Below are 22,892 nucleotides of genomic sequence, written 5' to 3'. Positions count from 1 at the left end.
CGGCAGCCTTTCGCTCACCTAACGTGCAGGATAGTTCCAAATAAAGGGAATTTTGTAGTTAAAACGAATAAGATAATAAAGAACTTTAAGGGGATGGGAAAATAGTGAAATTATTTTGGGAGAGAATGGAGCAGTGGCTTAAAGATCATGCACCAGAAGTATTAGGGGATTTGAATCCTGGAGCAAGCGAGTCCGAAATATTAGAATTAGAGAATGGTTTGGTTGTGAAATTACCAGAGGACTTTAGAGAATCGCTACGTATTCATAACGGTCAAGCTGGTGACTCCCAATGGCTAATTGCGGGGTGGGAGTTGCTTTCTACTCAACGGATTTTGGATGAATGGACTGTTTGGAAAGAACTCTATGACAAAGAATCGTTTAAGGAATGGGATGTGGAGCCCCAAGAAGGGGTAGCAAATTTATGGTGGCAACCTGCATGGATACCAATAACGTATAACGGTTGTGGTGATCATCATTGCCTTGATTTAGCACCAACCAATGAAGGTAAGATTGGCCAAATCATTACTATGTGGCACGATTAGGAAGAATGTGAGATATTTGCAAACAATTTCCAAAAATGGTTTGAACATATAGTTCGAACATATGAGAGTGGTGATTTCGAGTTTAAAGTATTCCAAAACTTGAGCTAACGAAGAACGATAGCCTAATCATTTCTAGAATTAGCGCGGAGTTTGGAGGCTAATTAATGTCAGTTAGTGTGTTTAGAATGAATCAAGAAGATAATTCATTTGAACTAGGTTTTGAAATACCAATTTCTAATGAAGAATTCTTTACAAAGTTTTGGGAACCAGCTATTGAGGAGTTAAAAATTTATTGTATTCAGAATGGAGTAGAATTAAGAAAAGAACAGTTGGAATCTACACTTCTGGAACTAAAAAATTTAAAAATATGGGCACATGCTAATCTAGAGAATAATGATTTGGAATATATGGTGACAAGGATTGATTTGCTCAATAAAGAGTTACCTTTAGCTTTCAAAACGGAAAACACCGTTTTGTGGATTGGGTGACTTTATTCTCACAAAGATTCGTTGCGCTAACTCGGAACGTTAGCTGCAAGAAAGAATTATTTAAAAGTGGGTGAGACATTTTTGAGGATTAGTGAGATGTAACATCAGAGGGAATTACCTACGACAAGGAAATATTTATAGATTTTAAAGAATGTAATGAAAATTGGGTTATGTATAACAAAAGAAAAAATAATTGGACGGACGAGGAAGTTGAAGATTATAGGGCAAAAAGTAAATGTGTCGGTCAACGGGATATCTGTGCCAAACCATGTTGTTTTACCTTTTTTACAAAGCCATTTACCAAGAATCACCAGATCTTATGGAATTTGGGTCGGAATGACTCACGAGTATCAGACGATAATGGAATTCTTATTAATTTAGAAATTGGAAACAACATATGTATAAAATACGGATTTTGTGAAGAAGTAGTATTATCACATAAAGAATATGCGGTTCCGGAATCCTACTTGATTTATACAGAAACAGCAGTTTCTTCTATCTCAGAAAAAACCGGTTATGCTCATATTTATGCTCATATTTATTCATATTTATTACTTTCCCATATGACACCAATTATTATGTGATATCTTTAGCAGATATTCAACAAATCAAATCTGCCCGTTACTTGAATGAACAAAAAAAGGAGCTGCCGCGAAGCAAAGCCCCTCAACTATAGTTCTGCATCCCTGGTACCTAAGAATGGAACTCTTATTATCCGTTTTTCAAGTCCTTCTACGAATAAGGGATATCAACATGCTGCTAAATACAAAATAACATATGCCTCCATAAATGCCTGAATAATTAGTTTGCGTATTATCAAATATCAAATAGGCAAAACTCCAAACCAATCCGAAGGCAACTGCTCCTCCAAGTGAATTCATAATTATTTTTTTCAATTACTCATCACTCCTATCTGAAGGTAGCCTTTATTATGGAGCTCTGTTCTGCGTTAGCGTTAGCAACTATATAATTCTCTGTATTTTATCGAGTATTATCAGTGAATTTTTCGACCAATTCCTTAAGTATATTATTACGCTCTTTCATACCTCTAACATAAGAAACGGCGAACCAAATGATGAAAATCGGACCACCAATACCTAGTAGTAAGTAATAAATTATACTAAACCATGATAAAGTTGCGAACACATTCATACTTTCACCTCCTGAGCTACCTAAATGGATACGCTCATTACTGTGAAAAGTTTCCATAAATAAATAGATTACCATTATTATACAGATATTAACTGGACTCACCCTAGCATCATCCTGCCCGTTCGCTCAACGCACAAAAAACGGATGCATCGGCATCCGCTGTTACGCTATCGTTCTCCGTTAGTTTAATCACCCTCCGTAGTGCGCTTTCACCTTTGACGGAATTGGCAGCTTTTTCTTTTTCAAAAGTGGCACCAGCTCATTGCATATATCCAAATAGCCATATTGCAAGCTTACTTCCGCAAAGCTGGTCACGTACCCAAGATAGCCTGGAAAATCACAAGGAAGTTGTTTAAGGTAAGGATCCGCTTTTGCTGATTCCCAATGCTTTCGGAAGGCAAGTCGGTCCTCCTTAAAGAAGTCCATTCGATCTTCATGGATCTTCATCATGACCCAACCCTTGTCAGGGTAAGCCTCCGTCTTGAACAATTCCTCTATCCTTTCATACGCTTCCATCGCTTCTCTTTTCTGGCCCGAGCGAAAGAGAGTTGAAGCATAATTGCAGAATAGATGGAGGTTCTTCGTTTCCTGATATAACTTCAGAAAATACTGGGCCGCGAGGGCTTTGCATTCCATATTTTTGGAATCCGACAGCTCATAGGCGATATCCTTTTTTTCACTCAGGTCCAATGAATCGAAATCCATCGTTAGCAACTTGTCCAGTCGATTTCTCCGTCGCTTTTCCTGACCCTCAAGCTTTTCTAACTCTCTTAGGAAAGAGGCAACTTGAGGAGAATCAGAAAACCTTTCCAGTCTTGCCCAAGCCTTTTTCAAGACATCTCCCACTTTATCGACATAAACTGTGGTCGCGCATTCAATCTCAATGAAGCTGAAAAAAAGTGCGAGCTGCATATTCTCTAACTGTTCATCATGGTAGTGTTCCTCCAAATAAGGCCAAGATGTTAGAAGGTACATTCCTGTTTTCTTTATAGTGCTTTCTTACATCGAGAGGCAAGGCTTTTTCTTCAAATGGCTTTTTCAAAAGAAGGCCTCCAATTTCTCTATTAAAATATTTGGTTTAATCTTATCACTTTTCATATTGTCACTGTATTTTTTATTGGAACTATCCTGCCCGTTAGTTTAATCGTAAAGAACTCTACCTTTCCTACAATGCTTCGGTTCCTATCATAGGGTTTTGACAAGAAACCTTATCTCATAAAACAAAAAAGCCGCGATTTACGCGGCAATGTTACATCTGAATATCTACTGCAGTTTTAGGCAATAAAGGATATTTATGACACACTCACGTGTTTTTAAAGTTATATTGATCCTCACTCACTTTTTCCATCCATTCGACGGCTTTTCCGTCAAGCCGTTCTTGAATGGCTGTATGCGTCATTGCTGTGGTAGGCGAAGCGCCATGCCAGTGTTTCTCGCCAGGCGGAAACCAAACCACGTCACCGGGACTAATTTCCTCGATTTGACCTCCCCATCGTTGAACTCGCCCTTTGCCAGCCGTTACGATTAGCGTTTGCCCTAGTGGATGCGTATGCCATGCTGTCCGTGCTCCTGGCTCGAACGTTACGCTGGCTCCAGCTACGCGTGCAGGATCGGCTGCTTCAAACAATGGATCGATGCGAACAGTACCTGTAAAATAGTCCGATAGCCCTTTACTTGAAGGTTGAGAACCTACTCTTCTGATTTCCATTTTCTAAATCCCTCCATTAGTTATGCATTTGTTTAACTTTTTTGATGCCATCGCTTTGAGTCCCTATCTTCTAGTACCATAATAGGAAACGATGGCCAGTAAACTGGTTGTAAAAATAACGATTCCGAATGGGACGGCTGAATGCTCTCCCGCGATTCCCACAAGTGGGGATGTAACTGCGCCTAACGCATATTTAATAGTGCCTAGCACGAATGAACCACAATTAAACATCCAATCTTAACGCCTTAAGAATTTCCAAAACATTGGCTTCAAATTTAGCAGGGTTCTTTGCCTTTATTTCATTTAACTGTTGAAGAACAATTTCCTTAAGAGCTTGATTTGCATGCGAAATAACAATTGCATAGTGCTCCCGCGAGAGCTTATGATTTATGATTCTTTTATGCAATATTTTCATCCATTCACTGGCAAGGGGGAACATACTAGGTAACAAATCGGCAAATACCGATAATGTCGTCTTGGAACCAAAAGCATTATCATATGCTTCAATTGCGTGAACCAATCCAAACATAACCTCGGCTTTTTCAGTTTTATCGTGGAATCACAAGCATAAATACTTAATGTGTTCAACTTGGTTTTCTTTCAAAATTGTTGCTACTGATTTTTCAAAACGAACAATCTCTTGTTCATTACGAAGCAACCGATTTTCAATTAGCATTTGAATTTCGTTTTCTATACTCATTAAATCTCCATTTCTCATACCTAGATAAGTTTGTTACCTAATTATTCAAGGTAACTACCACGTTAACCTGCCCATTACTTTAATGAAAGGCTCTGTTAAATTTTTATGTTGATAGTAAGTGAAAAAAAATAGAACTACCAATTGTCTGGGAGATCTATTTTGTAATATAGTCTTATTCAATCAAAGCACCCGTTTGCTTGAGACATTGTTCACGATTTTCCCTCTAAATCATCAATTCGCTTTTCAAGTTCTTTTACTTTTTTACTACTGGTCAATGCATTCGTAAAAGCAACAAGTCCGAATATGAACCCCATAATTCCGAAAACTTCCACATAATCACCCCTTATTTAAAACTTTAAGATATAATGATTTCACTATTTTAAAACATCTTGTTCTGATAATCCAATTATCAACAACTAACTTTAACAGGGCCTAATGAAAATAGAGCTGTTGCTGATCGTGGCAAACAACTCCCCTTAATTCTCAACTAACGTACGCTAATGCTATCTCTTTTCTAAATGATATTAACCTCAGTTGTTCATCTTCCTTGAAGTTATTACATTTAGATAATTCAACATCAAAGAACTCGTCACCTCTTTCATTCATTCGAATTGATTTACAGACATATTCCGTCTTTCCTTTGTCTGCACTCCATCCGTCTCTTGTGTTATCAACTATCGCAGCAGCAGAGAAAACGCGAATAGAATTGCTTAGAGAGGCGGGTCTTGACGAAAAATACTCGCTTACAAGTCCTTCGAGGCTCTTGCAGAAATTGCGAAAGGTTCTGCGAACAAGGTCTTCATTCCTTCCAAAGTTGTGGAAACACTTGGAACTGTTGGAGCAATTGGTGAAATGTTTAAATCTAAGGAATAAGTACTTATTAAATAATATCCCTGAAATGAAATAAGCTAAGTCAAAGTAGCAGAGCTACCTGACTTAGCTTATTGAACTATTGTTCTTCGTTAGCTTAATCGTACTATCGATATTTATTAAATAAGAACTTTCCAGTAGTCCCAAGCCTTTAAATAATCGGCTAAATCATGTGGATGGTGCTTTAAACAGATCCCTATGCGACAATAAAGCTGAATGATTACTTCTTCAATAAGCCTTGATCTTTCAATAGGATCATGCTTTAGCAATTTGAATGTTGAAATTAAAGTTTCTAGGTTCAAATCGTCAGGAGAAGAGCAAAACGCATATATAAAATCATATAATACAGGTCCAACAATAGGTGAAGGATCGATAACTCCTGTTAATACGTAATGATCAAACACGAAATTATGAACACCACAATCACCATGAAGCAAAAACCTTTCATGTCCTTCACCCGTTGATATGTTTCCAACAAATGATTTCACTTTATAGTAATCCTCAATTGGTAAATGGCTACCCACATTAATTCGAGCGTATTCCACTCCACGACCAATGAAATCACGCCAAGTTTGGCACGGATCTTCTAACCAGAAGCCCCACTTATCCGTTTTTTGATATATTTCGTAATGATTTAAAAGCTCTTTGATCAACAAAGTAAGCCAGTTTATTTTTGAATCACGATTAAAATGCGTTTTACCAGGAGTATAGAAATATACAATGAACTTTTTAGCAGGATCGGTATAAAGAAGTTTAGGTAATAGTGTGCTATTTTTATAAGCTTGATGCAATTGTTCGACCAAAGAAATATTTTCTGAGTTATCGAGCTTAAACACGTATTTTGGATTCCCGTCTACTGCAAGAGTATATACTTGTCCTTCTGTTGTTCCATTCATCTTATGAAGAATCTTAGTGGTGCGATCAATTACACCTTTTTCACAAAGTTCTTTTATTATCTCGTTAACATCTATTCCTAATTTCATGTTTATTACCTCCCGAAATCACCCCATTAATTTTATATCACATACTCTCGGATTGATACTTATAGATTTAATATATTTAACAATACTGCCCGTTAGCTTAATAAGGAAATTCTTCGCGAAACGAAAAAAGAAGACGCCATTTAGCGCCCCTTCAATTGGTTTTTCATAAACTTGGGATGCATTTAAAATCAGCCGGGCGTACATCCTTCTTGTAATTTACAAGATAATATAGAGCTGACACCGTATCGTTTTTTAAATTTAACTCAACGTACTCGCCAGTGCTTCTAAGGATTCCAACCGTTATCTCAAAATACTTTTGACCATGTATGGCATCGACTGGCAGCTCTTTTGCTCGCTTTCTCGAAGCGGTTACTCGTTCATTAATCGAGACAATACGTATGCATTTGTACTGCGTGTATTGTTCGTGATAAATACTTTGCAGAGAAGAATACACAACTGGATGCAATTGCTGTAATAAAGCTTGCTCAAGAGATTCTTCTCGCGGCTCAGCATATACGGTAGCTGCCCCAAGAACAAATAGTGAATTAGTTAAGATAATTAAATTAATCTTAAACGAACTCAACCGACATCACCTCAGAGATAGTTTCTCCAGCAATACGAATAAGTATGTAAAAAACAGGGAACAACTGGCGCAAACAATTAGATAGTCGCTAGCACTTCGACATCCTTAAATTGCCGCTTAATGCAGCCGTTTTTTTCGGAGAAACCTTTATGAAAAGCAAAAAAATAGGCTTTATCAATCCAACATGGATGGATCTAGTCCTGATGAAGATTCGTTATCCAAAAAGAGCGACCAATTGGAATGAGTCTTCAAAATGCTAGCCGGGATAAGTGGATTTACGCCACCCTGCAGCGTACTTACAACCGCCTGAGCTTTGACTATATGAGGTACGACGGAAATGATCCGTTCGCTCTGCATAATTTGATGAACTGTCATAGTAATGGCCTGTTTCGGAACTTCGGAGATAGATGAGAACCAGCCTTCTCGAACCTGCTGTTCTTTACAGGACTGAGCTAGATCAACAAGGATGTATGCTTCTTTCGTTTCGAAATCCGCCGGAGGGTCGTTGAAAGCGATATGTGCGTTTTCACCGATCCCGATTAAAGATAAATCTACAGGTTGCTTACGGAGCTCATGTGCTAACTCGGCGATGTGATCGCTCACTTTGCCTTCACCGTTAATTAGGTGATACTTCCCGATATTGACTTTGGCGAGGAAGCGCTCCTTCAAATATTTGCGAAAGCTCGCCTTGTGCGTGTCGGAAATCGCTACATATTCATCAAGATGGAACATTTCTATATTGCTCCAATCCAAATCCTTGGCAACGAAAGCTTCCAAAAACTCAAACTGCGATGCGCCGGTTGAGAGCACGATTCTCGCGTTATTTTGACTCCGGATCCGTTCTTGAATATAGTCGGCTGCTTCCTTTGCCGCTTTTTCGCCCATTTCCTTGCTTGTTTTTGAAATATCCAGTTTCATAGGATCCCTCCCATTTTCACTTTAATTTTGCAGCCATTCTGCAAGATATTCGCGAACAAGATACGGTTGCATTGATATACGTGGTATTTGTTTTCTTCATCCCACTCACTCCCCTACGGATACGGCATTCGCTCTTATTTCCTCCACGTACTCTCTCATATGAACGACTTTGCCTTCATATCTGGACCTTTCCGCAGCAAACGCCATCAGGTGGCTCTGGACGGAAGTCTCTGCCGAAGATACACTTTTGGCTTTGCCGTCCATCTGCACTAATCTCACAAAATCTTGCATAATGGTGTAATCTCCGCCACCATGCGAGTAATTGGATTGCTGTAACGAGATGACTTCCTTGGTTTCCGTTAAGAAATCGGTGATCTCTATTTCGTTTTTCTCAGAGTAACCACGAATTTCGCCTTTCGTTCCGACAATTTTCAATGATCGTCCATGATTCACGTTAAAAGCATGCATAGCAAACATAACCGTAACCCCATTGGCAAATTCCATGTTGACAACCTGATGATCGACCACATCGTTGTCGCACTTGTACACACATCTACCGTATGGTCCTTCCTTCAACGCCTTCGTCCGACCTTCAAGACTTGTATCCAAGCTGATCATATCCTTGATCCATTCCGCTGACGGTGACAAGTACAGGCGTTTCGTATGATAAGGACAAACGTTTTCGGCCGGACAACCGTCCAAGCAGCGATCGGGAGCTCCCTCAGGTGCATTTTCTTTTGTGAAATGGGATAGAGAGCCGAAGGATGAAACCTTCGTGACTTCAGATTCGATAAGCCAACTGAGGAAATCCAAATCATGGCAAGATTTTTGCAATAGCATCGGACTGGATTCCTTCGTATTTCTCCAATTGCCTCTGACGAATGAATGCGCATAGTGCCAATATGACACATTCTCATTATGCTGAATGGACATCAGCTTGCCGATCCTTCCTTCATCCAACAAACTCTTTATTTTCCGGCAAAAGCTTGTATAGCGCATCACATGACAAATGGACAAAATCCTGTTGTTTTGTTCCGCAAATTCAGCCATTTGCATACATTGCAGCGGATCAACCGCCATCGGCTTTTCAAGCAGAATATGATATCCTTTCTCCAATGCCTTCATCGTCGGCTCGTAGTGCAAACGGTCCATGGTGCAAATGATTGCGGCGTCCGCCAGCCTCGGCTTATCGAGCACTTGGTCCCAACTTTCAAAACACATGTCATCCGCAATGCCATGTTTTTGCTTGAAGCTCTCTCTTCGTTCAGCATTCGGTTCTGCAACTGCAATGATGTCAACCTCATAAGGCTGGTCAATCGCATAATTTGCGTACGCATGGCCCCGATCACCCGCACCGATTAAAATGACCGTTATTTTCTTCATCCTAGAAACCTCCTATCATATTCAGGCAGCTGATCTTCGACATTGTATTCAAATCTCCAATTTCCTATTGGTCCATTCTTATTCTTTGGAATGAATTCGTCCGGGCGGACTCACTTGCTTTCAGACACATTAGTGCGCTCATCATGCCGCAATCTAGCGGAGAAACGGATGCGCTCGTTCCCTTGATCACGTCAATGAAATTTTGTGCAAGAATGGTATCTCCACCTCCATGCTGGTCGTTAGGCATATTAATATTGTAGGTTTCCTTTCGGTTCGTTTGATGCATGTGCACAGTGACTTCATTGGTGTAGAAATCGAATTCTAATGTCCCTTTGTAGCCGAGCAACCTTGCGCCACGACGAGCAGCCGTATTCCGTGCGAAAAAATTTTGTGAATAGACGACGTGCATGCCCGTTTCGTAACGGATCATGGCACTCCCGGAATCTTCGTTGCCTGTATCGAGGGCAAATACACAAGATTCACCGCGTGGATGCTCTCCTCTTTTTCGCTTCAGCACTGCACTTTCCGGGCAATGAAGCCGATCCTCGCAAATGGTGCAGTGTAAACCGGTTGGTTTGTCACCTTTATATATTTGCTTGGAGGTCATAGCGCTGATCATGACAGGAGGAATTCTGAGAATATGGTTCAGGTAGTCAAAGTCATGAGTGGCCTTTTGCAAAAACAGTCCGCCCGTCTCCCCCTCGTTCCGATACCAGGTATGAAAATAAACCGAACCGTAAGGTACATTGTTGACCGCCTGGACATGCTCGATCGTTCCGACCCGCCCAGAATCAACGATTTCCTTGACCAGTTGTACGAGAGGGGTCACTCGAAGCGGGAACGAGACGACGACTTCGGTCGACGACTGCTCATGCCCATATTGAAGCCTGGACAAATCGTCTAAGCTTGTAGCGACGGGCTTTTCCAGGAAGAGCGGAAGTCCGCTGGGAAAAACTTTTAGCGCCATTTCCGTATGCAGCGAGCAGCGAGTACCGATGAGGATGCCGTCTATGTCACCATGTTCGATCATTTCTTCCGGAGTATCGAAAAATTGAGCGGAGCTATGCAGGCTTCCCTTCAATTCTTCCGCGATTTGATCCTTTTGCGGGTCCACAATCGATATCAATCGAGCTTCCGGTTCCAGGCGGCATATTTCTTTCAACATCATGCGCATTCTTCTTCCATAACCGATTACGCCTAATCTCACCATATGTTAGGCCCCTTTCAGTCAAACGAATGATTATTGAGTGTGAGCGAATACAATGATAATAAAGGAGTTAAGCTCCTCTTGTAGAATAGAAATACCATGTCAAATCAATAGGGTGATCATCGATGCAAGTGATTGCAAAAATGAAATCTTTCCCAAGTAGAATCTTCCAAAAAAAGCCCCCCTCCCTGTTCTTCTGGCTCTTAATCTGTTTCTTAGCCATCGTGCTTCTGCTTTTTTCCTTTATTTTGTATTCCCTCTTTTTTTTTAGAGGGCACACAAAGGATGAGATTATCAAATATAACAATTTGAATCTCAAAAATACGACGGATGGCTACGAACACCAATTTCAACTCATTCAAAATGCGGTGCTCTCCTTCTCTATGAACGAAAAATTCTCTAATCTTGATAACGCCGAATTTGACTATTTCCAAGGGCATTTGCTAATGGATCATATCCAGAGCTTTTTGTCTAACCAGTCCCTGTACATTCACAATATGATCATTTATTTCAAATCTAGCGGGATAGCACTAGAAAAATCTCGAGGCACCGATGCGCAAAAAATGTTCACCCGCTTTTTCAACAGCTCCGATTATTCCTTTGACTTTTGGAACGCTCAGTTTGATAAACCGTTCACGTCGATGAGCATTTTGCCATACTCGGATTTTGCAGAAGTGGATAATGCTTCCCAACGTCTTAATTCAAAGCCTCTTATACCGGTTGTCATTAAAAATCAAACATATCCTTCCATTTATATCATTGCTCTTGTTGACTCACAAAGATTGTTCAATGCCTTTCATCGGTCCATCAACGACGATTTTTACATTCTCGATGGCAACCAGCGATCTTATAATCCTGCTCGCTCGATTGATTCGGCTCCATTTCCGACATTCCAAGATGCTCAAGGGTACATACAAGAAGGCAAGAATTACTTTTTTTATAAAAAAGGCGCTGTTTCCGGTCTGACGTACGTGAACATAATCCAAGACGAGTCCATGTCCTCTCAGATCAAATGGAATTTCACCTTCGTCTTTTTGCTTATCCTTTCCATCCTGCTCAGCGTCATGGCCTCATTCATATTCAGTATGAAACTGAATAAACCGTTCCAACGAATGCTCAATTCCCTACTACAAATGCAGCTCAGCCTGCCCAGGCAGAGTAATATTAAAGAATTCAATCTCATCCAGGAGAAGGTCAAGCATATCGTTCAAACCAACCGCGATATCAATCACCATATGGAAGTTAATCATTCCTTATTGCGTCAATATGCTTATATCACCAAACTGAAAAATATCCGCGATAATATCGGCTATTTAAACAATCTCATCGATGTCAAGAAGCCTTATCGGTTCGTCTTATTTAAACTGGCTTTCAAGGCCAGCCTTGATGAGATTGAGGTAGACGCAGAACGCGGTTCCGCGTTTATTAAGGAGTATATCAATCAATTGCTGTCGGTCCGCTGTCCAGGCTCCCTTACCTTTCATATGGAAAATGATCAAATTTTATCCGTTGTATTTGAAGAGCGCAGCGAGAAAATTTTGCTGGAGTCTTTGAGAGAATTCAAACAGACGCTAGATCTTGACAATACCTATTGCTTCGTGACGATAGCCGTAAGCATCCGTTATGAACGTCAGGAAGAATTTAGCATCTCGTACAAACAAGTCCAAGAACTTCTCCGTTGTAGAAAGTTTAATGATGAAATCCAAATTGTGATGTTCGAAAATATGCCGAAGTCAGACGACTATTATCTCCCGCCTATTCAAGATGAAGAGATCGAGTCAGGCTTTCACAACGGGAATGAGGCTCTTCTGAGACAAAGCATTTTACGTGAATGTATGCATATGAAGAAGAAAGAGGCCACGGAACTACAAGTACGATCGTTTATCGACAGCCTGATATTGAAATCGCAAAAGGCAATAGTGTTCCATAAATTGGATGCCGGGTGTCTTCAACAGCTGCAGCAGCAGATGAAGATCTCCTGCTCATTCGAGGAAATGGAAGCTTATCTTGAACAGTGGATACTGAAAGTAACGGAATTGGTCAAATCCAAGAAAGAAAAGCGAGATCATATTACGAGCTTTGTCTTCGACTATTTAGAAGAGTATTACGATAAGGATGTGTCGTTAGATGTGCTGGCGGATAAACTCGGCATCACTCGCAGTTACTTATCTACTTATTTCAAAGAGAAAACCGGCGTTTACTTTGTGGATTATGTAAATTCAGTAAGGATTAATAAAGCGAAGGAGCTTCTCATGAATTCCGACGTCAAAATTCAGAATGCTGCGGCTAAAGTTGGCTATCAGAATATCAACTCCTTCAACCGCATGTTCAAGAAATTTACGGGTCTGACACCGAGCGAATTCCGTAAGGAGCTCACCGGATAAATAGTTGCTTAACCATAATGTTGTATGACGCGGGATTATCAACAATCAATCGTACTTTAGAGACAATTTTGTTCGGATACGGATTCTCGATCAACCATCGATAATAGGTCTCTTCATTGTATTTTAAAGGCAATGTAGAATAGGCTGTTTCCAGCAAGGACGCATCAACCACATACGATCCACTACCAAGTGGGTCGTTGTTGTCCGTTCTTCCCCAGAACCGGTCCTTGTTGGAAATATTCAGGCCGTAAACAATCGGAACTTTGATCTCGGTCCCATCTTCGTATTCCAACGCATAGTTCCCGATCACATAATCGCTATTGTCCAGAAAAACACCATCGAAAAACAGTTGGCGTTCCCTTGTTTCGTCAGTCGCATGAACAACCTCGATATAGGATGTGCCCAAGCAGTCGCGTTGTTGAACGGTTAGTTGTCCATAGTGATAGTTAAACAAATCCTTAAAGGCTAGATCCTCTATCTCCTCATGCCGAGTGTCTTCATAATCATCCCGCCAAAACATATATGCGGAATAGGCTATTGAGAAAAAGATGCCGTTTCGTTGCAGATTTTCTTCCTTCAACGCGCTCCAGTTCGATATGACACCGCCTTTCGCTCCTTGAGCGAGCCTCCCTTTCCAGTCTGCGAAGGATGGACCATCAAAATTACCGTATAACATGAACATATCTCGTTGCAAAAATTGTTGCTCAAACGTACGGTTAATCCCCCAATACCAATGCATCATTAGAATGTCATTTGGAACAAGATCGATTGCTTTATAGGTGGGAGGCACCGTTTCCCCCAAATAGGCTCCTGTTACATGATTGATCATCCTCACTTCGGCGCCGCCATAACCTCTGCCGTTACTTGCTATTGCATTAAGCAGCTTCTCGCTCCAAATCATCGTTTTAGCGCCTCTACTCTGTAAAAACCGATGAATTCTCGCAATATCGTCCGCATATATTTGCTCTGCTGGCTTGACTTTGCACTTACTGCAAAGTCCGATCGAGTAGTATTCGTCATGTCCGATATGAACGGTTTGCGGTTCAAACACATCCAGTACTTCGTCGATTACATCGAACAGCAGTTCATAAGACCTCTCGTCCGAAGGACAGTACGTGTCGGGATACGGATCGTTGCTCCTTTCTGCCAATTCCGGGTGATTAATAAGCAGATAATCGCAATGGCTTAAACATGGCACTTCAGGAATGACATCAAAAAAACGGTCTTTACAATAGCGAACAAGCTCTTTGACTTGATCCTGGGAAAGAAAGCTCCCGCCGCCATTTTCCACATGCATGGAGTTTTTGTACCAAGGAAATGTCTGCTCCTGAATTTGAACAGTCTTACCGCTGTAAGCATACATTTCTTCGCAATAACGAACCCATCCTTCGTTGATTTCCGGGTGCTTCTTATAGGCCATGGCTCCGCCGACTTCGATAATAATCGTATTGTATTTGTAGTGGCAGAGCATATCGACGAAGGATTTGAAATAGCTTAGATGCTCCGCGGACGGGAGATATACCTTGAGTCCTCTTATAGATGCGAGCGGCACATTGTATACCATTCCATTGCGAATCGTCCCGTTATCAGCAAGCTTCGTCAGCGTGACTGCACCGTATATGAGCCCTCTAGGCTGTTCGGCGTAGACGGTGATGCTATCCTGCGTAATATCGACAATATACCCCTCATCATGTTGCTTGTAATCACATTGCAGCCGATTCTTTAGCTTATTTCGGATATCGTCAGGTACTCCAAGCTGAAAGGCGACATAATCGAAACCAGCCGTAGGCTGTTCTTCCGAGCTAATCGCTTTTGTTACAATCTCGTGTATGGCTGCGTATTCGCAATCGATACGAGTAGCTCTTGTGAATCGATTGCTTGACTTATCAAACGAAGAATGCGTCGTTAAGAAATCGCTCACCTTTTTTCCCTCCTAGAACATGTCGGTTAAGAATGGCACATTGCGCGGAATTAACTGTTCCCATCGCTCTACACTGGTTTTACTCCCTTGAAGCTGACCCATCCGAAATAAGTTTGTCGGCCGTATTCGGCCAATGATCATGCTGGAAAAAGCTTGGATCGTACATATTACATCAGCAGCTGCTGATGGGGGCATCTTCTTGACGAGGGTGCTTCCATCTTGCATCCATCGTATTTCCCAAATGCCATTGTTCCACTCTGCATGTTCATCCACCAACCCGACGGACAGTGTTGTACCTTCTGGTGCAGGCAGAAACCGATATTCCGCGAGAAACAAACCAGCGTCTACGACCCGGATCATGAAGCTCGGGTGAATTTCCTGACTTATTGCCGGCTCCGCCAGTGTATAGGAAAACGGATCATCGATCGACGCCTGAAATGACAATCGTTTGACCGCTGAATCATGATTAGCGATAAATTGCCATAAGCCTCTCCGTGATTCTTCATCCGTATAGATGAACTCATGGATCTTCATAAAACTGTCCTTCACTTGATAAAGTAAATATCCGCCAGGCACATGATCCTTCGAATGATATACAGCAAGAACGCCAGCCTTTCGGGGGAAAACCGAGTTGATCCAATGCTTCTCGCTGCGAATCAGCATACCGTTATAGCGGCGGGCAAAATCATTGTAAATCGCGTTCGCCGTCTCCCAGTCCCCCGTTTTTTTTCGAGACACGTAGCCTTCGGCAGCGGGAAACCTTGGGATGCCGCTCATCTCCAGTTGATATGTTATCACTTCTGCCAGATGTTCCCATCCGTATTTTCGATAAAAAGAATGCGAGAATGGGTTGAGCAGCGAAACGGACTGACCTGCTTGCTTCATTGCCTCTAATCCTTGCAAAATCAGCTTACCCACCATTCCCTGCCTTCGCAGCTCCGGATATGAGGCGACATGCGCGATCCCTCCCATTGCAAAAGGAACACCTTGTATATAGATTTGCATCGGAAGTATAGCTAACTGTGCTGCCAACCGTTCTTCGATAAAATAGCCCCAGATTAGCTCTGGATCGATCTGCTTCCTCTTTTCCTCCAATTGTGCCTCTGTGAACGTAACGGAAAAAGCGGCCTGTGTTAATTCGAAGTGTTGGTCGATATCCTCTCGTTTAAGTTTCCGAATCATTCCGTATTCCCCTCCGATGGGCAGATCAGATAATTGTGCAAGTCCCCCTCAATTCTTAAATCCTCACCAGCGGCCCCGCCAATCAAGGATGACGCCAAGCGCATCCTCTTGTTGATGCAGCAACATGTCATATGCAGATGACGCCTCTTCTGCCGGGAGGACATGACTGATGAGTGCGTCAATCGCCAACTGGCGTCTGTGAATCAAATCCAATGAATATCGGAGCATTTCGGCGTTAGACGGCAGACCATCCTCACCTTTTGCGTTCGCATGAGCACCGATTAACGAAACTCCTTTGCTATGAATATGCCTATAGATGTCGATCTCTGCAGAGCCTCGCGGAGAACCGAGCAAAATGACCTGACCACGGCGCCGCACGAGATGCAGAGCCGCATTGACCAAAGCCGGATTGCCCGTAGCTTCAACTACAATATCAGGCGAGCACCCCCCGCATAGCGCTTCGACCTTCTCTTTCAAATCTACATGCGAGCCTGATTGGATCGTAAGTGCGATATTCGTAGTGTTCGCGGTTGCCAACCGCTGCTCGACCAAATCCACCCCGATCACACGTGCACCTTGAAGGGCATATAGCTGAGCTGCTAAATTACCAATTAACCCCATGCCAATGACCGTGACAACATAACCTGGTTTAAATCTGGCTGCATGCACAATGGCGCTTGTCGAGATCTCCGCCAATCTGGCAAAAAGAGCGTGCTTCGGATCCATATGATCCGGAATGGGCACAACATACTCCTCCGAATCGGGAAGCATGTCGAAATCGGCATGATGGCCTAAGGCGAGTACCGTCTGGCCTTCACGAACCCGATGAACCGACCGACCAACGCCAATGACCACCCCGATGGAAGCATAACCGGGATAAAACGGCAGTTTGGCCCATTTGTTCTTAGGATTGTCAATATCGAAATGGGTGCCTGTATAAAAGGCCAGCTCTGTCCCGGGACTAATTAGACTGTATGCGGTACGAATGAGAATACCGTCGTCAGGTAAGGAGGACAACGACCATTCCGATGGCTCGAATTCACATTGGTAAGCTTTCGGAAATACGATTCTGCTGCCTTTCACGACTGCATGGGATGTGTCCATTTGTTCGCCATCTCCTTCTTCATAGGATCCAGCAATCCGTTCACCTGAACGGTACCGGTCGGCATCGCAGAAAGCAGATCGCCTATATCAAAGTGTTCAGGCAGCCCAGGCACGAAGATCCCCGGATCCCAGGCGTTTTCTACATAGTCTGCAAAAGCACGGAAACTGTATAGCAAATTGTCAAGTACAACACCGTGCAAGTCGGAAAGAAATGCTGCGTACAGAGCGGTTAAAGCGTGCTCTTCTTTGCCGTATAGGGTGATTTTGGCGCACTCGAAGCTGGGAACGGATCTTGCGAATCGAATCGCAGCAAGTACATCCGTCACCCGCAATCCCTGCAATGTTTGACCCAGCATCCGCACGTTATTTCCCGCTGCTGTCTCAGGATCAAAACCAATGAATGTACTTCGCATATTCGGTTTTGTTGGTCCAGTCCCTCGCGGGTTGATTGTCATCGCTGCTGAGAAACCAGCGGACAAGGCATCGACATTTTGTACGTCTGTCTCTCCAACGATTAGCAGGATATTTTCACAGCTACTCGTCAGCCTGTGCCACGAACCAGATATAAGCAGTTCCTTCTCCTGGTAAAAGGAGATCTCAGAAGTTCGGCCTTCAAGACATAACGGCGCTTGGACCACATCGGGAACATGCGGAATTGAATTCACATTCAGAACATCTGCTAATTGTTCCCGAAGCTGTTCCCGTGAGAGAAGTTGGGCTGAGTTGCTTCCGAAACGCTTAGGTGAGCGGTTGACAAGCCAATCCATGAGCGTTGCCTGCATGTCAGGCAGTATCGCCTCGTTCTTACAGCACAACAGCTCCTCCTCGCCGGGCAGACAGTCATAATCAATTTTTACGCCAGGATCTTCCTCATGAAAGTGATGGAGGAAAAATCGGATGACCTGCTGCCTCAACTCTTTCCATAACCCGTGACCTTTCGTAACAACACAGATGTTAAGTTGGTCCTCAGCCTCTAGGAGGCGGAACATTTTCTTTGCCTCGATATAGGCATCACGAGTGCCGTCAATCGGGAAAAAGTCGAACAGCGCGGAGCCGATCAAATACGGTTTCGGGGCGGCTGCTGTCACTAGATCGCTGTGATCCAACCCTTCCTTCATAAAGCCTGGTATGCATTGCTCCGCATCCTGCGCCATGATCCTGTACAGCATCGAACGGAGTTCAGTGATATAGCAGCATGGCGCCACCGCCATAATCCGCTCGTCGTACGCTCCCATATAAGCAGCCATCGTTCCTCCGCCAGAATTTCCCGTTACGGCAACTCTCGCGGAATCAACCTCGTTCCTAGAGAGCAAATAATCCAACGCCTTTATATTGTCTTTCATCATATACTGAGCGAGATGCTCATTGGTTAAGCTTAGCTGCCGGTCAAGTCTGCAGTGAGCTTCAACCGGATCCAAATAGCTACTGCCGACAGCGAGCCTCCGTTCCCCCTGTCCCACGGGGTCAAAACTCAGCACGCAGAAGCCGTTTGACACTGCTTCTACGCAGAACGAAACATAAGGCACAGCCGCCTTACCTTCCGGTGCGTGACCGCAGAGAAACAAAATGGCAGGCAGCGGCTTTTTTATTGATTTAGGATAATAGAAATTTGCCGTAATAAATTGACCCGGCAAACTTTCGATATACACCGCGTCGATCAAATAATCGCCTTGATCCACTGTTCTGGATATCTGTATGTGGCCGGCTTCACCGTCCGGCAAAGGACCTAAGCACCTGCTGAATTTTTCGCGGATGCCAGCTGCATAGATACGTGCTTTCTCCGCAGTGTCGACGGTTTGCGTCATCCGCTTACGCGCAACAAGATAATCCATATTTCTTCTGTCCAAATATTTCAGAAAATCGTTCGAATGGAAGTCCTCAATGTCAGGATACGCGTCAATATACGACAGCTCACGAGCTCTGGCAGCCGCTTCCTCCCAGTTCGATGTGGGTACCTTACTCATCAAATGTCCCCTCCTGCTCAAACAACCTCAAATACCTGATCTGTCGAGACGCCGGTGGCAACGTCCTTGACACGTAGATTCCATTTACCCGTTTGTTCATTAAATGGAATGGCAAATGACGTACCATAGGTATTGCTTTCTACCGAATGATTACCGGAATATATCCATGCGTACTCTCCCTGAGGATTATTAACATGGATGCTCAGCACATGCCCGTACCCGCGATTCGGTTCGTCTGACCCAATCCGTATCATCACGTCAACGTTATTGCCCCTGCTTACCTTTGAAGGCATCTCGACGGCAATTTCGTTCACCCGAAAGGGCAAAATAGCAAAAATGCGTGTATCTCCTAAAGAAATTTGTGTTTCCGTGCGGTCCGTAAAGCCGATGTATGTTTGATCCCGAATGTCATACACATGTCCTTTGGACGCAAATTCAACTACGAGCGCTTCCGAACGTACGGACGATTCTCGTCCTCCGCCTACAGACAGTCCGTCATGCCCTAACGTTCGCTCCTCAAGCCTACTTTGAACACATACATACAAGGCTTTGCCATCCCGGTAATAAACCGTCTCATAGCCTAAATCGACAGGTGTACCGTCCATCCTGTTTAAGGATGCGGGTTTTACGATACCGTCTAGTCCGACAATGCGCTCAATTAGCCCACGCAATGCGAATCCTCCACCTTTGCTTCGGAGCAAGGGATATTTATCCAGCGACAGGTTCAAATATACACCCTTACCCTGCCCATGAGCTTTGACGACAACGGAGGCAACCGTCCTCATAAAATCGTCATGATAAGCAGCCATGCCTTCTTTTTCCCTCGTGCCGATTTCGGCCATCGTTAAGCCGGATTCCTCATCTTCGCGCCCCGGAATATGTGCCAGATTATATTGGAAATAAGGAAAATGTTCATTCGTCAAAAATCCGCCGTTAATGTAGAAGGGACTCGCCTTCGTATTCAGCCTTTCGATGCCGAATAATTCATCCAGCTGTCCTGCTTCCGTCGCTACACAATGTTCATCCATGATACCGGTTTGCAAATCCCCCACAACGATGCCTCCGTTATCTGCGAACCGTTTGATTGCCTCTGCTTCCCGTTCGCTTATGGCGATCGAATAAGGAAGAATAAGCAGTTTGTATCCGTCCCGAATTAAGCCACCCTCTTCGATTTGCTGCGTGGCCACGAAATTATATTGGTAGCCCAAATCCTCCAGAACGTCGATCCAACCTTGCCGATTTGATTCGAATTTAATGTGATCTTCCTTAATCCTTGTTCCGTGAATGGAGGCCATTGAATAGTGGACTGCGATTCCAAGAGTGTCTCTTTTGGCGCTGTAGAGTAAAAGCTTTCCGATCCCTTCCCTTCTAATCTCGATAAACGCTTCGCTCATATCCTTTGCACTCCGGCTGAAAGTAAAATCCGGATTCAAGCAGCTATACTCCCAGAAAATACTAATCAACGTCATATTGTGGTACAGGGCGTTCCATATCCGGTTCTGCACCGCAATCCCTTCAGCTCCATAACCGAACCAGCCGCCAATTATCGTCCGAGGTTCTGCGAAGGATCGGTGAAATTCAAACTGGTTGCCTACACCATAAGCCTCAAAATAACCAACATACCGGTGCAGCTGGTAATAGTCATATCCAGAAAATGAAGTAGAAGCCTGGCAGCCTGACATGCGAATGACTCCGTCCGGGTCGACCTCCCGAATGAATGTTCGAATAAGTCGGTAAGCATCAGCGAAGGTCTTTTCCATGAAACGTCGATGATCGCCCCACGGCGCGAACTTTCCGCTCTTCTGCGCTTCCTCTAGCGTATACGGAACGACTTCCTCCCAGCTGGTATAGCTGGTTCTCCAAACGCTGTTTAAGTCATCGAGATTCTGGTGCTCTTCCTTCAGCCACATTCTCATAGCTTTCATGCAATGAGGGCAAAAACACAAATCCAATTCATCTACGTAGCAGGTAAGCGATCCCTCGTCATTAGCAAAGTAAGAAACGGGACCGTATTTCTTGTGCTCGTGGATGGTGTGCGTGATCCGTTCCCGAGTTTCGTCCCAGAAAACCGGATCATTCAAACACGGAAGACGATGCAGGAACGATTTGTCCTTGGTTCGCATATACTTCTCTTTCCGTTTCACGTAATTTTCACGGTGGTACCAATATATACCAAGTCCGTGAGCGCCGGACATCGTTAGTGTCTTTGAACTGCCAGGAAACAATCCAGTAACGCCCATTTCACGGGATAATTGTCCGACCAGCGGCAACCAGTCACCCTGACCCCGATTTTGCGGACACATGAACACTTCGAAATCAGTTAAAGCCCGCTGTGACGGGGTCACTACGACTTGATGCGAATCTACTCTGTGGACTAGTTCGCCCTGCATGAAGAGTTCGGCGCGAATACGGACATGAAGCGATTTCATCTGATCAGCGGTATAGCTGAAAACAAACTCTCCCTCACCGCTGCCATCAAAAAGAAACGATTTCAACGCGACAATCCGTTCAAAATCGTCGATAGCTGAGACGAGGCATTCGCTTGGAGCTCCCTTAACTCGAATCACTGCAGACAAAGTATCGCCTTCGCAGATATCCTCTTCGCTCAGCGTTACTTCCGCGATTTCCGTGACAAGCGGGTAGCTCACAGGTACCGTTGCCCAATCCGATAGGCGATCTCCGTACATCAACGACAGCTCCACCCGGTATGATCCGCCTGCGGCCATTCGTTTTGGTAAGTCAATCGGACCAGCAGGAACTTCGTTCTCTTCTATGACCGAGTCGTATGAATCCTTGATCGTATACTTGAAACTGATGCCGAGATCCGAACTCGGTTCAATAATTAATTGATTTTCGGTAACGGCTGCGGAGGTGATTAGTCGCTCCGGTATTCTCCCAGAGGACCAGATCATACTCCGGTAAATCAACTCATAGAAGTATTCCAAGTATGCGAATGAAAGGCTATGATGCGCTCCGCTCCAACCGTCAATAATGGCATCATAAGTCGATTCTTTGCCAGTAAACTCGCTGTGCTGCGGCAAAATGTCCCGTGGATAGTATCCGAACGAAACAACCTTACCTTTACCATAGTTCTTAACTGCCGCAATCGGATCGCCGGATTCACTGCGAAGGATCACCTCTCCGGATGCTTCATAGGGATAATAAGCAAGCTCGGAATATGGAAACAGGTCGAATGGAATCCCATCGGTGATGTAATGCTTTTCGGGAAGCCACTTTTCGGATTTTAACGAATCGAACGCAATGCGAGGAAAGCCGTTTCCCGCGTTCGGGTCGACTCCGAAACCCTCCTCGAACTGATTTGCCAACGGCGACAGCAACTCGAGCTCCTCCGCCCTCTCCATCCCGTCTCCGTGGAACGGCTTTATGATGACTAATCCAGCCCCCATTTGTACCCTTCGTAAAATCGCTTGTCTCGTTTGCTGGGTGAAATGGGACCAGCCATTGATACCCGGTATCACCATGACGTCATAATGCACATCCGAGGTCAAAGCTCTTTCCAAATTACCGAGGATTGCGCGAAAATCGTCAATAGCCGCTCTTATGTCATAATAATCGCCGATCCCCCATTTATTTAAATCCCATGCCCGGTCGTAGGTGACGGTTTCGAAATCAAGTCCGGTACGCTGAACGAGCTCAACGACCTCTCTGCCATACCTAACACCTGGCACAAAAAACACTTTCATAGCAGCATTCGCGAATGACTTCAGCTTCTCCGGGTGTCCGGCATCAATCCGGGTGGAATAGCTGATATCAAATAGTTTGTCGGTCACCTACTCGAGCCT

17 protein-coding genes and 2 pseudogenes are annotated in these 22,892 nt (G+C 43.8%); 5 read left to right on the top strand and 14 right to left on the bottom strand.

The genetic code is table 11. From position 1 onward, the window contains the following. Positions 1-104: 104 nt before the first annotated feature. The 3 genes from AC58QG_RS02345 (at position 105) to AC58QG_RS02335 (ending at position 1,614) form a co-directional block, all read left to right on the top strand. Positions 105-542, top strand: coding sequence for an SMI1/KNR4 family protein (locus AC58QG_RS02345; protein ID WP_497360379.1), 438 nt, complete (start codon positions 105-107; stop codon positions 540-542). Positions 543-706: 164 nt separating this feature from the next. Further along, the gene (locus tag AC58QG_RS02340; protein WP_497360377.1) at positions 707-1,030 is read left to right on the top strand and encodes a hypothetical protein; all 324 of its coding nucleotides are present in this window, start codon (positions 707-709) and stop codon (positions 1,028-1,030) included. A 170-nt stretch (positions 1,031-1,200) separates the two neighbouring features. Continuing rightward, on the top strand, positions 1,201-1,614 hold the full coding sequence (locus AC58QG_RS02335; RefSeq protein WP_497360375.1) for a hypothetical protein: 414 nt from the start codon (positions 1,201-1,203) through the stop codon (positions 1,612-1,614). Positions 1,615-2,371: 757 nt separating this feature from the next. On the opposite strand, the gene AC58QG_RS02330 is transcribed toward AC58QG_RS02335, so the two are convergent. From AC58QG_RS02330 to AC58QG_RS02315, 4 genes and pseudogenes are all read right to left on the bottom strand, one after another. Then, positions 2,372-3,130 (bottom strand): hypothetical protein, encoded by a 759-nt coding sequence (locus AC58QG_RS02330; RefSeq protein ID WP_497360373.1) that lies wholly within the window; start codon positions 3,128-3,130, stop codon positions 2,372-2,374. A gap of 355 nt (positions 3,131-3,485) precedes the next feature. Continuing rightward, the gene (locus AC58QG_RS02325) at positions 3,486-3,890 is read right to left on the bottom strand and encodes a (R)-mandelonitrile lyase (RefSeq protein WP_497360371.1); all 405 of its coding nucleotides are present in this window, start codon (positions 3,888-3,890) and stop codon (positions 3,486-3,488) included. A gap of 223 nt (positions 3,891-4,113) precedes the next feature. Beyond that, positions 4,114-4,437: pseudogene (locus AC58QG_RS02320) on the bottom strand (Imm30 family immunity protein); the annotation flags it as partial. Positions 4,438-4,449: 12 nt separating this feature from the next. Continuing rightward, complete coding sequence (locus tag AC58QG_RS02315; RefSeq protein WP_497360369.1) at positions 4,450-4,608, bottom strand: hypothetical protein; 159 nt, start codon at positions 4,606-4,608, stop codon at positions 4,450-4,452. A 658-nt stretch (positions 4,609-5,266) separates the two neighbouring features. Here AC58QG_RS02315 and AC58QG_RS02310 point away from each other — a divergent pair. Next, positions 5,267-5,463 (top strand): annotated as a pseudogene (locus AC58QG_RS02310) (SPFH domain-containing protein); the annotation flags it as partial. A 116-nt stretch (positions 5,464-5,579) separates the two neighbouring features. Here AC58QG_RS02310 and AC58QG_RS02305 read toward each other — a convergent pair. The 5 genes from AC58QG_RS02305 to AC58QG_RS02285 form a co-directional block, all read right to left on the bottom strand. Beyond that, a complete protein-coding gene (locus tag AC58QG_RS02305; RefSeq protein ID WP_497360367.1) occupies positions 5,580-6,443 on the bottom strand; it encodes a phosphotransferase in 864 nt (287 codons plus the stop codon). Between the two features lie 163 nt (positions 6,444-6,606). Further along, a complete protein-coding gene (locus AC58QG_RS02300) occupies positions 6,607-7,026 on the bottom strand; it encodes a hypothetical protein (protein WP_497360365.1) in 420 nt (139 codons plus the stop codon). Between the two features lie 174 nt (positions 7,027-7,200). Continuing rightward, entirely contained in the window at positions 7,201-7,944 is a 744-nt protein-coding gene (locus AC58QG_RS02295; protein WP_497360363.1) for a glucosamine-6-phosphate deaminase, read from the bottom strand. Between the two features lie 105 nt (positions 7,945-8,049). Then, positions 8,050-9,327 carry a Gfo/Idh/MocA family protein gene (locus tag AC58QG_RS02290; RefSeq protein ID WP_497360361.1) on the bottom strand — a complete coding sequence of 426 codons (1,278 nt, stop codon included), beginning with the start codon at positions 9,325-9,327 and terminating at the stop codon, positions 8,050-8,052. 64 nt (positions 9,328-9,391) lie between these two features. Continuing rightward, the gene (locus tag AC58QG_RS02285; RefSeq protein ID WP_497360359.1) at positions 9,392-10,537 is read right to left on the bottom strand and encodes a Gfo/Idh/MocA family protein; all 1,146 of its coding nucleotides are present in this window, start codon (positions 10,535-10,537) and stop codon (positions 9,392-9,394) included. Between the two features lie 305 nt (positions 10,538-10,842). Between AC58QG_RS02285 and AC58QG_RS02280 the strand changes: the two genes are divergently transcribed. Next, positions 10,843-12,918, top strand: coding sequence for a helix-turn-helix domain-containing protein (locus AC58QG_RS02280; protein ID WP_497360357.1), 2,076 nt, complete (start codon positions 10,843-10,845; stop codon positions 12,916-12,918). On the opposite strand, the gene AC58QG_RS02275 is transcribed toward AC58QG_RS02280, so the two are convergent. From AC58QG_RS02275 to AC58QG_RS02255, 5 genes are all read right to left on the bottom strand, one after another. After that, complete coding sequence (locus AC58QG_RS02275) at positions 12,908-14,839, bottom strand: family 20 glycosylhydrolase (RefSeq protein ID WP_497360355.1); 1,932 nt, start codon at positions 14,837-14,839, stop codon at positions 12,908-12,910. The genes AC58QG_RS02280 and AC58QG_RS02275 overlap by 11 nt on opposite strands. Before the next feature lie 12 nt (positions 14,840-14,851). After that, complete coding sequence (locus tag AC58QG_RS02270; protein WP_497360353.1) at positions 14,852-16,021, bottom strand: GNAT family N-acetyltransferase; 1,170 nt, start codon at positions 16,019-16,021, stop codon at positions 14,852-14,854. Between the two features lie 63 nt (positions 16,022-16,084). Further along, positions 16,085-17,125 carry a zinc-binding dehydrogenase gene (locus AC58QG_RS02265; RefSeq protein WP_497360351.1) on the bottom strand — a complete coding sequence of 347 codons (1,041 nt, stop codon included), beginning with the start codon at positions 17,123-17,125 and terminating at the stop codon, positions 16,085-16,087. After that, positions 17,101-19,089 carry an alpha/beta hydrolase family protein gene (locus AC58QG_RS02260; RefSeq protein ID WP_497360349.1) on the bottom strand — a complete coding sequence of 663 codons (1,989 nt, stop codon included), beginning with the start codon at positions 19,087-19,089 and terminating at the stop codon, positions 17,101-17,103. The genes AC58QG_RS02265 and AC58QG_RS02260 overlap by 25 nt, the downstream gene beginning before the upstream one ends. A gap of 17 nt (positions 19,090-19,106) precedes the next feature. Beyond that, positions 19,107-22,880 carry a beta-galactosidase gene (locus AC58QG_RS02255; RefSeq protein WP_497360347.1) on the bottom strand — a complete coding sequence of 1,258 codons (3,774 nt, stop codon included), beginning with the start codon at positions 22,878-22,880 and terminating at the stop codon, positions 19,107-19,109. Between the last annotated feature and the right edge of the window lie 12 nt (positions 22,881-22,892).

It is taken from the genome of Paenibacillus sp. J22P169 (genome assembly GCF_059691995.1).
This window is presented reverse-complemented; position numbering and strand designations above follow the sequence as displayed.

Bases quoted from the DNA above. Each gene is read 5' to 3' on its own strand.
- AC58QG_RS02340 (WP_497360377.1), top strand. From the start codon at position 707: ATGTCAGTTAGTGTGTTTAGAATGAATCAAGAAGATAATTCATTTGAA.
- AC58QG_RS02335 (WP_497360375.1), top strand. From the start codon at position 1,201: ATGTATAACAAAAGAAAAAATAATTGGACGGACGAGGAAGTTGAAGAT.
- AC58QG_RS02325 (WP_497360371.1), bottom strand. From the start codon at position 3,890: ATGGAAATCAGAAGAGTAGGTTCTCAACCTTCAAGTAAAGGGCTATCG.
- AC58QG_RS02315 (WP_497360369.1), bottom strand. From the start codon at position 4,608: ATGAGAAATGGAGATTTAATGAGTATAGAAAACGAAATTCAAATGCTA.
- AC58QG_RS02305 (WP_497360367.1), bottom strand. From the start codon at position 6,443: ATGAAATTAGGAATAGATGTTAACGAGATAATAAAAGAACTTTGTGAA.
- AC58QG_RS02295 (WP_497360363.1), bottom strand. From the start codon at position 7,944: ATGAAACTGGATATTTCAAAAACAAGCAAGGAAATGGGCGAAAAAGCG.
- AC58QG_RS02290 (WP_497360361.1), bottom strand. From the start codon at position 9,327: ATGAAGAAAATAACGGTCATTTTAATCGGTGCGGGTGATCGGGGCCAT.
- AC58QG_RS02285 (WP_497360359.1), bottom strand. From the start codon at position 10,537: ATGGTGAGATTAGGCGTAATCGGTTATGGAAGAAGAATGCGCATGATG.
- AC58QG_RS02270 (WP_497360353.1), bottom strand. From the start codon at position 16,021: ATGATTCGGAAACTTAAACGAGAGGATATCGACCAACACTTCGAATTA.
- AC58QG_RS02265 (WP_497360351.1), bottom strand. From the start codon at position 17,125: ATGGACACATCCCATGCAGTCGTGAAAGGCAGCAGAATCGTATTTCCG.
- AC58QG_RS02260 (WP_497360349.1), bottom strand. From the start codon at position 19,089: ATGAGTAAGGTACCCACATCGAACTGGGAGGAAGCGGCTGCCAGAGCT.